General features: G+C 57.1%; 11 protein-coding genes. 5 read left to right on the forward strand and 6 right to left on the reverse strand.

All coding sequences use genetic code 11. The features are described 5' to 3' along the window. Positions 1–12 precede the first annotated feature (12 nt). The 3 genes from H6G53_RS02185 to H6G53_RS02195 all read right to left on the reverse strand — a co-directional run bounded on the left by H6G53_RS02185 (position 13) and on the right by H6G53_RS02195 (position 4,195). The gene (locus H6G53_RS02185; protein WP_099533853.1) at positions 13–675 is read right to left on the reverse strand and encodes a TVP38/TMEM64 family protein; all 663 of its coding nucleotides are present in this window, start codon (positions 673–675) and stop codon (positions 13–15) included. 29 nt (positions 676–704) lie between these two features. Continuing rightward, the gene (locus H6G53_RS02190; protein WP_190530947.1) at positions 705–1,856 is read right to left on the reverse strand and encodes a glycosyltransferase; all 1,152 of its coding nucleotides are present in this window, start codon (positions 1,854–1,856) and stop codon (positions 705–707) included. Positions 1,857–2,098: 242 nt separating this feature from the next. Next, a complete protein-coding gene (locus H6G53_RS02195; protein WP_190530799.1) occupies positions 2,099–4,195 on the reverse strand; it encodes a prolyl oligopeptidase family protein in 2,097 nt (698 codons plus the stop codon). 149 nt (positions 4,196–4,344) lie between these two features. Here H6G53_RS02195 and xth point away from each other — a divergent pair, with 149 nt between their 5' ends. The 5 genes from xth to H6G53_RS02220 all read left to right on the forward strand — a co-directional run bounded on the left by xth (position 4,345) and on the right by H6G53_RS02220 (position 9,141). Further along, on the forward strand, positions 4,345–5,142 hold the full coding sequence (xth, locus tag H6G53_RS02200) for an exodeoxyribonuclease III (RefSeq protein WP_190530800.1): 798 nt from the start codon (positions 4,345–4,347) through the stop codon (positions 5,140–5,142). A 350-nt stretch (positions 5,143–5,492) separates the two neighbouring features. Further along, the gene (locus H6G53_RS02205) at positions 5,493–6,137 is read left to right on the forward strand and encodes an ATP-dependent Clp protease proteolytic subunit (RefSeq protein ID WP_199291366.1); all 645 of its coding nucleotides are present in this window, start codon (positions 5,493–5,495) and stop codon (positions 6,135–6,137) included. Between the two features lie 80 nt (positions 6,138–6,217). Beyond that, on the forward strand, positions 6,218–6,814 hold the full coding sequence (locus tag H6G53_RS02210) for an ATP-dependent Clp protease proteolytic subunit (protein ID WP_190353568.1): 597 nt from the start codon (positions 6,218–6,220) through the stop codon (positions 6,812–6,814). A 255-nt stretch (positions 6,815–7,069) separates the two neighbouring features. Then, positions 7,070–7,876 (forward strand): J domain-containing protein, encoded by an 807-nt coding sequence (locus H6G53_RS02215; RefSeq protein ID WP_199309108.1) that lies wholly within the window; start codon positions 7,070–7,072, stop codon positions 7,874–7,876. Between the two features lie 92 nt (positions 7,877–7,968). Beyond that, on the forward strand, positions 7,969–9,141 hold the full coding sequence (locus tag H6G53_RS02220; RefSeq protein ID WP_190530802.1) for an alanine--glyoxylate aminotransferase family protein: 1,173 nt from the start codon (positions 7,969–7,971) through the stop codon (positions 9,139–9,141). Positions 9,142–9,148: 7 nt separating this feature from the next. Here the strand turns inward: H6G53_RS02220 and mgtE are convergent, their stop codons facing one another. From mgtE to H6G53_RS02235, 3 genes are all read right to left on the reverse strand, one after another. Continuing rightward, a complete protein-coding gene (gene mgtE / locus H6G53_RS02225) occupies positions 9,149–10,558 on the reverse strand; it encodes a magnesium transporter (protein ID WP_242030677.1) in 1,410 nt (469 codons plus the stop codon). A 281-nt stretch (positions 10,559–10,839) separates the two neighbouring features. After that, on the reverse strand, positions 10,840–12,765 hold the full coding sequence (locus H6G53_RS02230; protein WP_347343078.1) for a WD40 repeat domain-containing serine/threonine-protein kinase: 1,926 nt from the start codon (positions 12,763–12,765) through the stop codon (positions 10,840–10,842). Positions 12,766–12,886: 121 nt separating this feature from the next. Next, positions 12,887–14,224 (reverse strand): sensor histidine kinase, encoded by a 1,338-nt coding sequence (locus tag H6G53_RS02235; protein ID WP_099533111.1) that lies wholly within the window; start codon positions 14,222–14,224, stop codon positions 12,887–12,889. Positions 14,225–14,417 lie beyond the last annotated feature (193 nt).

Here is a 14,417-nt window from a genome sequence, read left to right on the forward strand (position 1 = left end):
GCCCCGGCGGCATTATTCGCGCCCCGCCAAGCGCGCCAACCGATGGCTATACCAAGTAGCCCCGATGATCAGCAGCCCGATCGCCCCCAGGGTCAAACTCAGGGGCAAAAACTGACCCCGACTAATGGCATCGGTGCCGGAACTGCCCAATTGCACAAATAAAAATACGCCGGGGCCCGTGCCCGCCACGGTGGCAATTAAATAATCCCGAAAGCGCACGGAGGTTAAACCCGCCGTGTAGTTGGCTAAACCGTAGGGCAAAATCGGCAACAGACGCACGGCAAACATATAGGCAAAGCCGTGGCGACGAATTTCTTGATCCATTTCTTGCCAGCGATCGGCGAGGCGGCGCTCAAAGGCAGGTCGAGCCAGCCAACGACTGAGATAAAAGGAGGCGATCGCGGCCAAAATGGCGGCTAAACTCGTCCAAATCGTGCCCCAAATTGAGCCGAATAATGCGCCACCCAAAAGGTTTAAAGCCGTTGAGGGTAACATCAGCATGGTGACAGCAAGATAGACCACCATATAAACCAATGGCGCGAGCCAACCCGTACCCCCAATTTGCGTGCGCAGCCGTTCCACGTCAATCATCCCCAAGCTGTAAAACATTGCCCCGATCGCCCCGAGGCAAAAGAACAGTAGCAGCACAATCCAACGTTTTTTAGGGGGCTTCATGGGGTGCTTGGGGGGAGCGGCTGGGTGATCTAGGAATTGGGGAGTTCGGCGCGATCGCGATCGGTCACCCGCCAACTGAGTTTGGTATTCAGCCAAAAGTTCCAGAAGGTGACTAAGCCGATCGCGATTAGGTTCGCTAAATAACGATATTGACCCGCAAAAATCACATTAAAAAAGAGATTCAAAATCAAGACATTCAGAATCAGCCCCATTAAGCAAATTAAATTGAATTTCAGGAACCGTTCGAGGCGGCGACGAAAGCCGGTTTGGCGTTGGGATAAGTCCCGAAATGTCCAGCGATCGTTCCACCAAAAATTATTCAAAATTGCCACTTCCGCTGCGATGATTTTGCTGCGGGTGAGACCCCAAGCCAAGGTACTGGGATCGCTAAGGGCGTAGAGCACCGCCATATCTACGATTACTCCACTCAAGCCGACAATACCAAACCGGATGAAGCGCTGCACCGGGAAGCGATCGAGCCGCAGCCGCAGCAAATGGGCGAAATAGTCGATCGCGTGATACCAAGTGACTTTGGTTTCGCCCGATTGCCGTTCGCGAAATTCGTAGGGGAGGGTTTTGACGCGCCCAAAATCACCTTTTGCTAATACTTCAATCAGGATTTTATAGCCCAAGGGATTGAGGATTTTTTGGGCGATCGCGCTACGTTTCAACACAAAATAACCGCTCAAGGGATCGGACAAACGCCCCACCACGTCGGGCAACAGAGTCAACCCCAAAATCTGCGCGCCCCGAGAGGTGAGCCGCCGCCACAGGCTCCAATCACTGATGCCGCCGCCGGGATCATTGCGACTGGCGGCCACCAAATCAGCCCCGGCCAAAATTTGCGCCACCATCTCCGGCAACAGTTGCTCATCGTGCTGGCCGTCGCCATCAATTACGCCCAAAATTTCGCCCTTGGCCACCTGCCAACCGCGAATTACAGCGGTGGCTAATCCCCGTTCATAGTGACGACAAAGCACCCGCAATTGGGGAAATTCGGTGGTTAATTCCTGGGCAATTTTCCAGGTGCGATCGGTACTGTTGTCATCCACCACAATAATTTCATAATCATGGGGCAGCACGGGATCTAAAACCGCCACGAGCGATCGCACCAAGGCTTCAATATTTTCGGCTTCTTCGTAGGTGGGAATTACTAAGGAAAACCGCAGCGATCGCGCCATCACCGTCAGCTTGCCACCCCGGGGCGAGAGGTCAGCAAACTGGGCGATCGCCTGATCTAAATTTAGGGGTTGCTGAAGATGATCCGCATGGCGAATTTCGATCTGAAACTCCGCCGTGGTTGGTTCCCCCCAGGTGGATTGATGTAACAGCAAATCCGGTAGCGGATCGATGCACAATTCACCCGTGGGAACTGCTTCCATGGATCGCAAAGTGGGTCGCACAGTCGGCGTAAACCCCATCATTAGGACTCAGCAACCTTGGCGACGAGCCGAGGCTGAAAATCGAGAGTTTTGACCAAGAATGCCAACTTATCGCTAGCTTCTTCCACGATTTTGGTGGTGGGTTTTCCAGCTCCATGACCCGCTTTCGTTTCAATCCGAATCAGGGTCGGTGCATCACCACCTTGGGTCGCTTGCAGGGCCGCCGTGAACTTGAAACTATGGGCTGGTACCACGCGATCGTCCCGATCGGCTGTGGTGATGAGGGTGGCGGGATAGGCTGTGCCCGATCGCAAATTATGTAGCGGTGAATAGGCATAGAGAGCCTGAAATTCCGCTTCGTCTTCCGGCGATCCATAGTCAGAACACCAGGCCCAACCGATCGTAAATTGGGGGAAGCGCAGCATATCCATCACCCCCACTGCTGGCAGGGCTGCCCCAAATAAATCCGGTCGCTGAATCAGGCAAGCGCCCACCAACAAACCGCCATTACTGCCACCGGAAATCGCTAGCCGTTGGGGCTTGGTGTATTGATTCGCAATCAACCACTCAGCGGCAGCAATAAAGTCATCAAAGACATTTTGCTTTTGCAGTTTTGTGCCCGCTTCATGCCAAGCTTCGCCATATTCGCCACCGCCCCGCAGATTAGCCACGGCGTAGATACCACCCATTTCCATCCACACCAAATTGGAAACGGAAAACACAGGAGTGAGGGACACATTGAACCCGCCATAACCATACAGAATCGTGGGGTGATCGCCGGTTAATTCCAGCCCTTTCTTATGGCTAATAAATAGCGGGATTTGTGTGCCATCTTTGCTGCGATAAAAAACTTGGCGCGTTTCGTAATCGTCCGGGTTAAATGCAACCGTTGGCTTGCGGAAAAGCTGACTGGTTTGGCTAGCAAAGTCGTAGCGATAAATGCGCGTGGGGGTGGTGTAGCTGGTGAAGCTATAGAAGGCTTCCCGATCGCCCCGTTTGCCTTGAAATCCCCCGATCGAACCGAGGCCCGGCAACTCGATCTCAAACTGGAATTGCCCTTGCAAATTAAAAAACTGCACCGCCGATCGCGCGTCCTGCAAATATTCCACCACAAACCCATCATTCAGGGTGGACACCGCATCTAGCTTGTGGGTTGCTTCGGGAATCACTTCTTGGATCGTCGATTGCCAATCGGTGCTGGTCGCGTCGAGGTCGATCGCCACCACCCGACCCATGGGCGCTTGCCAGTTGGTTTCAAACCAACCGATCGCCCCGTCATTATCAATAAAGCCAAAGCCGCCGACCCAATCGCCCACCAGTTCCCGCACGGGCGAATCCGGTTGCCGCAGATCTTTTACAAACAACAAATTTTTGGATTCAGTTCCCTTCCAAACGGAAATCAACAGATAGGAACCGTCATCGCTGACCGTGCCGCCAAAGCCCCATTCTGGCTGATCAGGTCGCTCATAGATTAGTCGATCGGCAGCTTGCTCAGTGCCCAGTTCGTGATAATAAAGCTTCTGGAAATAGTTGATTTCTTGGAACTGGTTTTCGGCGTTGGGTTCATCGTAGCGACTATAGAAAAAGCCGCGATTATCCGGTGTCCAAGAGGCTCCCGAAAACTTCACCCAATCTAGGCGATCGGGCAGATCTTCCCCGGTTGCCACCGATCGCACGCGCCAGGTTTGCCAATCGGAACCTGCCGCGGACAAGCCATAGGCCATCAGCGAGCCATCTTGGGTGAAAGCAATCCCCGACAGAGCCACCGTGCCATCATCCGACAGCCGATTTGGGTCGAGCAAAACGCGCGGTTCCCCATCGAGGCGATCGAGCGTATAGAGCACGCTTTGATTTTGCAGACCGTCGTTTTTGTAATAAAAATAGCGATCGCCCCGCTTCCAGGGCACGCTCAATTTTTCATAGTCCCAAAGTTGCAGCATCCGGTCATAAATGGGCGATCGCGCCGGAATTTGCGCCAAATAATCAAAGGTCAATTGATTTTGGGCGGCAATCCAATCGGCCGTTTCGGTCGCGTTGGCATCTTCTAACCAGCGGTAGGGATCTGGCACGGAAACGCCGTGGTAGATGTCCACTTGGTCAACGGTGCGGCTGGTGGGATAGGCAAAACGATCGGCCATGGGATGCTGCAAAAAATTCATGTCCGGGGTCTATTGTACGGGCGCGGGCCCGACTGTAGCGCTATTCTGAGGAAGCTTTGGGGCCCCCTTGCCAAACATCAACCGATTTTTTGCCCCTTTTAGACGCTGCATCCACGTTGATCGCCCCTATGAAAATCGCCACTTGGAACGTTAATTCTGTTCGATCACGCCTCGATCATGTCACCGGTTGGTTGCAGGAAAATCCCGTGGATTTTCTGTGTTTACAAGAAACTAAGGTGATTGATAGCGACTTTCCCCGATCGGCTTTTACGGATTTGGGCTATCACCTGGAAATTTCGGGACAAAAGAGCTACAACGGCGTGGCGATCGCCAGTCGGCAACCGGTGGATCACTGCGCGATCGGGTTTGGCGCAGTTTTGGATGCGGAATTGGTCGGCGATTTAGACGATCAAAAACGGGTGATTATGGTTCGATCGGGCGACTTGGTTTTAGTCGATCTCTACGTGCCCAATGGTTCCGAAATTGGCAGTGAAAAATATGTCTACAAACTGCGTTGGCTCGCGTTGCTAAAAACCTACCTAGCAGAATTGTTAAGCCAGTATCCTCAGGTTTGTGTTTGCGGTGATTTTAATATTGCCTATGAAGATCGCGATATTCATAATCCCAAGAATCGCGAAACCCACATCATGGCCTCCGATGATGAGCGGGCAGCCCTGAAAACTAGCGTTTTAGACTTGGGATTTCAGGATGCTTTTCGGTTGTTTTATGATGAAGGCGATCGCTTCAGTTGGTGGGACTATCGATCGGGTGGTTTCCAACGCAATCGCGGCTGGCGCATTGACCATCTTTATTTATCACCAGCCTTGATTCCCGCTGCCCGCAGTTGCGAGATTGATATTGAGCCGCGCAAACTCGAAAAGCCCAGCGACCATACCCCCGTGGTGTTGGATTTAGCGATCGATTAGACCTCTTGCGCGAATCGGCTAACAGCCCTCATCCCCCAACCCCTTCTCCCAAGGTGGGCGAAGGGGAGCCAGAAATCAGGAATAACGGCGATTTCGTTGTTGATTTTCAAGTCCCTCTCCCGACTTGGGAGAGGGATTTAGGGTGAGGGTTTTGATTGATGCAAGAGGTCTCTTAACCGATCCTTGGGTCGATCGCGCTGTGCGGTCATGCTAACCGATCGTCCAACCGTCCCCCATTGCCCAGAGAACCGCCAAGCCCGGACTCAACCGGCCGTCAGCGTTGCGCGTTAGTATTTTGGAAGTATGACTGCTGTTTGCGCAGCAGCGCCCTGAATTTTCTGAATCTGCCGATGACTCCCAAGATCGAGGCCGTTCAAGCGCCCTACTACGGCGATACCGCGTACCGGACTCCCCCGCCAGACCTTCCCTCCCTGTTGCTCAAGGAGCGGATCGTTTACTTGGGAATGCCCCTCGTACCTGCCGTCACCGAGCTGATTATTGCCGAGCTGTTGTATTTGCAATACGACGATCCCGAAAAGCCAATTCGGATCTATATCAACTCCTTCGGTAATCTCGGGTTCGAGACGGATGCCTTTGCCATCTGCGACACGATGCGCTACATCAAGCCGCCGGTTCATACGATTTGCCTGGGCTTGGCGGCGGGCACATCGGCCATGTTGTTGGCAGCAGGCACGAAGGGCTGTCGGGCCAGTTTGCCCAACTCCAAGATTGTGCTGCAACAACCCCAAGGCGGCGCACGCGGTCAGGCCACGGACATTCAAATCCAGGCGGAAGAGGTGCTGCGCAACAAGCGGGTGATGCTGGATATTTTGTCGGAATGCACCGGGCAAACCACTGACAAGCTCACCAAAGACATGAATCGCCGGTTCTATATGACTCCGGCCGAAGCGAAGGAATACGGGATCATTGACACGATCCTAGAATCATCGGAGGGGCTGCCTAAGCCGGTGGTGAATTCGGTGGGGTTGGGCTAGGTTGCCCGATCGCCCTGATGACGCTCCCAATCCATCCAACCACCCACTAGTCAGCCATTTGAAGAAGGAGTCTCGATCCTATGCCGATTGGCATTCCCCAAGTTCCCTATCGTCTGCCGGGTAGCCAATACACCCAGTGGATCAGCATCTATAACCGCCTGTACCAGGAGCGGATCATCTTCTTGGGCAAAGAGGTGGACGACGAAATCGCCAACGAAATTGTGGCGGTGATGCTCTACCTCGACTCGGAAGACAACAGCAAGGACATCGTGCTGTACATCAACTCGCCGGGTGGTTCGGTAACGGCGGGGATGGCGATTTATGACACGATGCAACACATCAAGTCCGACGTGGTGACGGTCTGTGTGGGCTTGGCGGCCTCGATGGGGGCCTTCCTGCTGGCGGCCGGGGCCAAGGGCAAGCGGTTGGCCCTGCCCCACGCCCGGATCATGATTCACCAGCCGAGTATGGGCGGGTTCCGCGGCCAAGCCACGGATATCGACATTGAGGCCAAGGAAATCCTGAAAACCCGCAGCCAGTTGGATGAAATCCTGGCGCTGCGGACGGGCCAAAGCCTGGAGAAGGTGAAGAAGGATACGGAGCGGGATTATTGGCTGTCGGCGGAGGAGTCGAAGGAGTACGGCCTGATCGATCGGGTGATTGAATCCCGCGATTAGGATTGGTCGTTGCTTCAATTGCAATACTTCAGTTGCGATAGATAACGGGCCGAAGACAAGGGGCTTCAGCCCCTTGCTCTATTCCTTGCCCTGACTCCATCACGTCAGGCTGAACCACGGGGCGATCGATTCTGAAAGGGGTCGATCGCCCTTAATCTTTGGGGGGTAGCATGGCGTGACAAGCAAGGGCGATCGGTTATTTTGAAAAGGGTTTGGGGCAATCTTGAGGATTTCGGGTGAGGAACTGAGGTGGCTATGGCCTTGACGGTGCGGGACTGCTATCGACTGCTGGAACTGCCGCCGGGTGCTCCGGTGGCAGACATCAAGCGGGCTTATCGGCGGCTGGCCCGGCGCTACCATCCCGATTCGGGCCATCGATCGGCCTCGGCAGAAACCTTTGCGGCTTTGGCCCAGGCCTACCGGGCCCTGATGGAGCGATCGGGGCGGCCCAGTGCGACGGTTCCTTGGTCTGGGTCGTCGGCTGCGGTTGCTGCACCGTCCCCGCCGCCGCCCGCTGCCCGATCGCCCCAGTCACCACCCCCACCGGCCGCGGCCGCGCCGCCGCCTCAGGAACCCGCCCCAGCGCCGAACTCAGCAACTCGCCCAGCAACGAATCAAGCGCCTGGCCCCGCGCCGAATCCAGCGACTAACCCAGGGCCCAGCCCAGCAGCGGCGCAGTCTAATCGCTACCAATCAACCGCGCGATCGACCGCGCGATCGACCGCGAAACCTCAGGTGCAGGTGAATCCCTCCCTGTCGCCCTTTGAGCAAGAGTTGAAGGAAAATGCGTTCCGTCGGCTCCAGGAGCTGTTCCAGGGGGGCCGATTCCCCAGCGCGATCGCCCTGGCGGAGGGGTTGGCCCAACGGCTCGATCGGGATGAAGAGGTGAAACAGTGGTTGGCGATCGCCTATCACCGTTGGGGCCGGGAACTCATTAATCGAGGCCAGGGCAGCCGCGCCGAAACCTATCTGAAAAAAGCCCTCAACACCGACCCCCGCAATCGTCAGTTGTGGCTATTGGTCGATCACGAGTTGCAGCGGCTGAGTTTGCGATCGGGCTGAGGGGCCAAAAAATCTTAATCAGGCTTCATCGTTGGGCGATCGGCCAGCTTTTATCATGGGTCAATCATAAAAGACCTGTTTTTTAGAGCCTTATGATTGCCGCAGTTCCCAACCCCACCGCCTCCGCGCCCACCGTTAGCGATCGCCACCGCCTGCAAACCAGCCAACTGAACGTGCCGCCGCGCCTGCTGTTGGGGCCCGGCCCCTCGAATGCTCACCCCCGAGTGCTCCAGGCGATCGGGATGCGGCAAGTGGGCCACCTCGACCCGTGCTTCATTGAGCTGATGAACGAGGTGCAAGAACTGCTGCGCTACGCTTGGCAAACGGATAACAGCCTGACGATTCCGGTCAGTGGCACGGGCAGCGCCGCCATGGAAGCCACCCTGGCCAACTTGGTTGAGCCGGGCAATGTGGTGTTGGTGGGGGTAAATGGCTATTTTGGCCATCGGATGAGCGACATGGCCAACCGCTACGGTGCGGAAGTGCGGCAAATTCACCGACCCTGGGGCGAGGCATTCTCGTTACCGGAGTTGCGCACTGCCTTGGAAGCCCACCGGCCGGCAATCCTTGGCTTAGTCCATGCGGAAACCTCCACCGGGGCCCGCCAACCCCTCGAAGGTGTGAGCGATCTCTGCCGGGAATTTGACTGCCTGCTGTTGGTGGATACGGTCACCAGCTTGGGCGGTGTGCCGCTATTTTTGGATGCTTGGGGTGTGGATGCGGCCTACAGCGGTAGCCAAAAGTGTCTGAGCTGCCCGCCGGGGATTTCGCCCTTTACCCTGGGCGATCGGGCCTTGGCCAAGCTGCGGGCCCGCAAAACCCCTGTGGCTAACTGGTATTTGGATATGGCGCTGGTGGGCAAATATTGGGGGAGCGATCGCACCTACCACCACACCGCCCCGATCAACATGAACTACGCCATCCGGGAAGCCCTGCGCCTGGTGGCCGAAGAGGGACTCGAAGCTCGCTGGCAACGCCATGCGGACAATGCGCGGTTGTTGTGGGATGGGCTGGCAACCATGGGCCTGAAATGCCAGGTAGCCGAAGAGATTCGCTTGCCGTCGCTCACCACCGTTTGCGTACCCGAGGGGGTGGATGCCAAGGCCGTGGCTCGCCGCCTGCTAGAGGACTACAACATCGAAATCGGTGGCGGCCTGGGTGAGTTGGCCGGCAAGGTTTGGCGAGTGGGGCTGATGGGCTTTAACAGTCGGCCCGAAACGGTGCTGACCCTGCTGAAGGCCCTAGAGCAAGTGCTGAATCGCTAGTTCCGCTTCAGCCCCCGTGGAAGCGGGCCAACATGAACCGCGCCACGGTGAAATAGGTCAAAACCCCCAACATGTCTACTGCTGTGGTGATGAAGGGCGCTGACATCAGGGCCGGGTCAAAACCCACGCTCTGGAACAAAAAGGGCAAGACCGATCCCGCCGTGGCCGCCAAGGTGGAAATGGCCATCAGGCTCACGCCCACGGAGATGGCGACGGCGGGCGGATATTGAAACAGCATGGCCCCCACGCAAACCATTGTTCCGAGCATCATCCCCAGCAGGGCCCCGGCTACGGCTTCCCGGCGAATGACCCGCAGGGGCCCCGATCGAATCTGGTCAATGTTCAGTCCCCGAATCACCACGGTGGAAGACTGGGCCCCCACGTTCCCGCCCGTCCCAATCAACAGCGGGATGAAGGAAGCCAAGGACACCACCTGTTTCAGGATGTCGTCCTGGCCGCGAATGATGGCCCCGGTGACCGCATTGGTGACCAACAACACCAACAACCAAACCACCCGCCGCTGGGCCACGGTTACCAGGTTGGTTTGGAAATAGTCATCATCACCGGCTTGCACACCGCCCAAGGCATAGATGTCTTTGGTGGCTTCTTCTTCCAAAATGTCGATCACGTCGTCCACGGTGACGATGCCCACCAAACGCTTTTCCCGATCGACCACGGGCACGGCCAAAAAGTCGTAGCGCTGGATAATGCGGGCCACTTCCTCTTGGTCTTCATCGGTTGTGACGCTGACCACATCCCGGGTCACCAGCTCGCTCACCAACTGTTGTGGATGGGAGGTGACGATATCCCGCAGGGAAACAATGCCCGTCAGGCAGCGGGTGTTATCGGTTACATAAAGGTAATAGATGGTTTCTGTGGTGTCCGCGAGGCGGCGAATCCGAGCCAGGGCATCATCAACGGTCATTTCCTCTTTCAGGGAAATGTATTTGGGGGTCATGATCCGGCCGGCGGTGCTGGCTTCATAACCCAACAGCAGGGCGGTGGCTTCCCGTTCCGCATGGCTCAGTTGGTCTACGATCCGCCGCGCCAGTTTGGCGGGCAACTCATCAAAGAGCTTGGCCCGATCGTCCGGCGACATTTTATCGACAATATCCAAGACTTCTTGGCGCTTGAAGTCTTCAATCAACAGTTGTTGAACGTTGGATTCTAGGTGTTCATAAACTTCCGCCGCATCGTCCTTGGGCAAGAGCCGAAAGGCTAGGGCCTGCATGGTTTCGGGTAACCCCTCGATCGCCTCGGCAATGTCAGGGGCCTTGACGGGAACCAACAGCGCCTTGGCACCGGTCAGGTTGTTTTGATCCAAGAGGACTCGCAATTGTTCACGCACGAGGTCGCGGAGTTCCCGCCGAGAAATCCCCTGAGCCGAATTCATGTCTAGCTCTTGCTCAGTGGCCATGCTCGATCCTCCTCATCGGTCGTCTTGCTTGGAATTAAGTTGCGTTACGGCATGGTGGGGCGATAACGATGATCGACGGCCCGGGCTGGGCCTGCCAAACTAGCCATTAGTTTAAGGGGTTTGGCAACGGAAGTTGCTGAAAGTCCCGTTTTGCAGATGATCGGTGAATTGGGGCGTGGCCCTCCGGATCTCGGGCATTGGTCAAGATCACCGCCTGCTGAATGGGCTGGCGGTTGTTGGACTGAGTTTGGCCTTGAGCTGGCCTTAGGTGGGTTGCCAAATTAGGTAGGTTGCCAAATTTGGATGGTGTGATCGCCACTGCCGCTGGCCAAGGTCAACCCATCGGGGGCGATCGCCACCGCATTGACCCACCAATCATGGCCCTTCATCACCTGTAATAGTTCCTGGTCGGCCAGGTTCCAGCAATAGACCTTGCGATCTTCCCCGCCCGCAATCAGCAGGCCCGTATGGGGCGCAACGGCCAGGGCAAAGACGGCTTCGGTGCTGTCGCGGAAAATGTGCTGGGGCTTGTCGTTGCTGGGTTGACCGGCTTGCAGGGGCCAGAGCTTGATGGTTTTGTCTTCGCCAGCGCTGATTAGCCATTGGCCGTCGGAGGTGGCTTGCAGGGCGCAAATGCGACCCAGGTGTTGTTGCAGGCTGTGGAGCCGATCGCCCGATCGGGCATCCCAAAAGCCAATTAGCCCATCGCTGCACCCGCCAATGAGCACCTGGCCATCGTGGCTCCAGGCCAGGGCGGGAATCGGTCGGCTGTGGGCACGCCAACTGTGGAGTAGTTCGCCACTGCGCCAGTTCCACAACACCAAGCGCCCATCGTCGCCACTGCTGGCCAGGGTTTGACCATCGGGTGAGAGGGCGATCGCGCTGACCCAATCCTGGTGATGTTTGAGGCAATGGCGTGCAGGGCCGCCGGTGATCGGCCAAACCCGCACGGTGCGATCGCTGCTGGCAGAAATTAGGCTGTCCCCATCGGGGCTAAAGAGCAGGGCCGTGATCCGCCCATCATGGCCATCCCAGGCGGCTTGCAAGCTGGCCGTGGCCCACTGCCAAAGGCGAATTTGGCGATCGCCCCCGGCGCTGGCCAGCCACTGCCCATTGGGACTAAAGGCCAGGGCACAGATCCGATCTCTGTGGGCCGCGATCGTGACGGTGGGTCGCCACTTGTAGTGCCCGAGATCCCGGGTGACCGGGGGGCTGGGTGCGGCCGCGGGGGCTGCGTCGCCTTCCGTCAGGGCGGTGATCACGGCTTCGGCGCTGGGGTAACGCTCGCTGACGCGATCGCTCAGCAGTCGATCGAGCACTTGCCCCAGGCGCGGATCAACCGATCGCCCCTGTTCCTGCAAGCGATCGCTCCATACCCACCGACCCGCCAAAGGATCAAACAACTCCTCCGGTGCATGGCCCGTGAGCGCAAACAAACTCGTCGCCGCCAAGCTGTAAAGATCGCTGGCCGGGTAGGCATGGCCACTCCGCAATTGTTCCAAGGGCGCATAGCCCTCCGTGCCCACCCGGGTTCCCCCCCGGGTCACCGTTTCGCCCGTCAGTTGCTTGGCCACGCCAAAGTCAATCAAGACCGGCTTTTCGCCCGCCTCCGGCAGCACAATGTTGTCTGGCTTAATGTCCCGGTGAATCACATTGCGTCCATGGACAAACTGCAACACCGGCAGCAAGTCCAACAGGAGCGATCGCACCGCCGCCTCGCTCCAGGGGCCCACGCGGGCCACCCGCTGGGCCAACGTGTCCCCCGCAATAAACTGCTGCACCAAGTAGAGCCGGCCCCCTTCCGCAAAATAGGCGTAGAGGGCGGGAATTTGGGGATGTTCGCCCAATTCCGCTAACCGTTGGGCCTCTTCGGCAAAGAGCTGCTCGTATTTGTCGTAGCTGCTGTCTTGGGCGATCGTGCCGGTGAGGGAGTCCGTCGCCAACAGACCGCGACTAATGGAACCCCCGGCGATCGAGTGAATTGGGTTGCCGCCTTGGGGCGAAAACTGTTTGATGATGCAAGGTTGCTGGAGTCGATCGAGGTCAATGGCCAAATAACTGCGGCCAAACCCTCCTTGCCCCACCGGCCGCACCGGTTGATAGCGATTGCGCAACTGTGCCACCAAGGCTGCCCCGCAGGATTGGCAAAATTGGGCATCATCCCGATTCATCGGTTGATGACAGTGCGGATTTAAGCAGCAAACCATACCGCACAGGGCAGCAATCACCCTTTGATTGAGTTGCTTCCATGTTAAGCCAAGGATCCAAGCCTAAACAGCCTAAATGGGGACAATTGGCGCAGTTGCGGCCCACGGCCACCGCCACTCCCTAGGCCAAAGGCAACCGAATCACCACTTCCAGACCCCCACTGGGGCGATCGAGCAAATCCAACTGCCCCCCATGGCGAGAAGTGATGATGTGATGGGTCGCCGTGAGGCCCGTTTCCTTGACCCGGTGGCGATCGAGCTGGAAATTTTCCAAAATTTGCTGGCGCTGAATGGCCGTCAAACCGGGGCCATTATCCGCGATCGACACCACCGCCCAGGAATGAGCCGCCGCATCCTGTTCCACCCAAGTGTTGATTTCGATGTAGGGCTGTTCCGCCGCGCTCAGGGTCACCGCCTTGAGTTGGGCCCGCGTTCCCCGCTCCAACAGCACATCCACCGCATTCACCAACACCGCCATCAATGCTCGATCGATCTGACTGCCATAGCAACAAACCGGCGGCAACGAACCGTAATTGCGCACAAACTCAATCTGTACCGACAACCGACTTTGCAGCAGCAGCACAATGCTATTCAGCCGTTGGTGCAAATCCGTTGGATGCGGATACACATCATCGAGATGGCAAAAATTTTGCAAACTGCTGACAATCGCCTTCAGCCGTTCCGCCCCATTGCGCAAACTACTAAGCAACAGCGGCAAATCATCCCGCAAAAAGTCAAAATCCACCGACTCTTCCAAGTTGGTAATCGTCCAGGGGATTGGTTGCTTAGACTGTTCTGCCCAATCTCGGTAGGCATCCACCAACTGCACCAACTGTTCCCCGTAAGATCCCAAATGGCTCAGGTTGCCCCAAATGAACCCCACCGGATCCAAAATTTGGTGTGCCACCCCATCCACCAACCGCCCCAGGCTGGCCAGCTTGTCGTTTTGAATCGCCTGAAGCTGCATTCGCTCATAGCGAGCCTGGGTTTCAATGCCGCGAATTTGCCAATCCGCCACAATCAAAGCGCGCGTGTCCAGCAGCCGAGGGCCTTCGGCACATTGCACCACGATCGGATCCGTCAACAGCCCGATCGTGCGGCTCACGGCCCGTTTCATGGCCTGGACGATCGGTAACTCCACCGGCAAAGTTAGGCAATCTCGCTCCAAATAGCCCCACAGGGCCTGTAGCGGCTGCTCCAAAATGGCTGCCCCCGAAGGCCGAATGGCAAATTCCAATAATTGCTGGCGGGTAATCACCCCCTCCAGCCGGCCGCGATCGATCACAATCGCCCCAGGAACCCGGGGATAACGGGCCAGCCAGCTCGCCAGCGCGAATCCCGAAACCGCCACATCCACCAGGCAGTCATAGCTTGGTAAATCCGCCAGGGTTGCCTCCAGCCCCAAGGACGAACTGGCCGGCTCATGCAACACCGGGGGGCATAGGCTCTTGTCACTCATCAGCAAAAACGGGTCTCAAGCTCCGTCCTGTGGGGCCGGCTGTTGTGGGGCCTGCGTTAATGGTTGTTCGGGCTAAGCCAGGATTCCCGTTGATGGTTGATGAACCCCACTGGGGGCGTTTCAACCGGGAATACCAGGTTTCAGCTTATCCCGAACTTTAGTTTCCAAACAGTCCCAGGCCGGTACAGTCCTC

It is taken from the genome of Limnothrix sp. FACHB-406 (assembly GCF_014698235.1).
GTDB lineage: Bacteria > Cyanobacteriota > Cyanobacteriia > CACIAM-69d > CACIAM-69d > CACIAM-69d.

What these genes read in the sequence shown, in the direction of transcription:
- H6G53_RS02185 (WP_099533853.1), bottom strand. Translation starts at nt 675, where the DNA reads ATGAAGCCCCCTAAAAAACGTTGGATTGTGCTGCTACTGTTCTTTTGC.
- H6G53_RS02190 (WP_190530947.1), bottom strand. Translation starts at nt 1,856, where the DNA reads ATGGCGCGATCGCTGCGGTTTTCCTTAGTAATTCCCACCTACGAAGAA.
- H6G53_RS02195 (WP_190530799.1), bottom strand. Translation starts at nt 4,195, where the DNA reads ATGGCCGATCGTTTTGCCTATCCCACCAGCCGCACCGTTGACCAAGTG.
- xth (WP_190530800.1), top strand. Translation starts at nt 4,345, where the DNA reads ATGAAAATCGCCACTTGGAACGTTAATTCTGTTCGATCACGCCTCGAT.
- H6G53_RS02205 (WP_199291366.1), top strand. Translation starts at nt 5,493, where the DNA reads ATGACTCCCAAGATCGAGGCCGTTCAAGCGCCCTACTACGGCGATACC.
- H6G53_RS02210 (WP_190353568.1), top strand. Translation starts at nt 6,218, where the DNA reads ATGCCGATTGGCATTCCCCAAGTTCCCTATCGTCTGCCGGGTAGCCAA.
- H6G53_RS02215 (WP_199309108.1), top strand. Translation starts at nt 7,070, where the DNA reads ATGGCCTTGACGGTGCGGGACTGCTATCGACTGCTGGAACTGCCGCCG.
- H6G53_RS02220 (WP_190530802.1), top strand. Translation starts at nt 7,969, where the DNA reads ATGATTGCCGCAGTTCCCAACCCCACCGCCTCCGCGCCCACCGTTAGC.
- mgtE (WP_242030677.1), bottom strand. Translation starts at nt 10,558, where the DNA reads ATGGCCACTGAGCAAGAGCTAGACATGAATTCGGCTCAGGGGATTTCT.
- H6G53_RS02230 (WP_347343078.1), bottom strand. Translation starts at nt 12,765, where the DNA reads ATGGTTTGCTGCTTAAATCCGCACTGTCATCAACCGATGAATCGGGAT.
- H6G53_RS02235 (WP_099533111.1), bottom strand. Translation starts at nt 14,224, where the DNA reads ATGAGTGACAAGAGCCTATGCCCCCCGGTGTTGCATGAGCCGGCCAGT.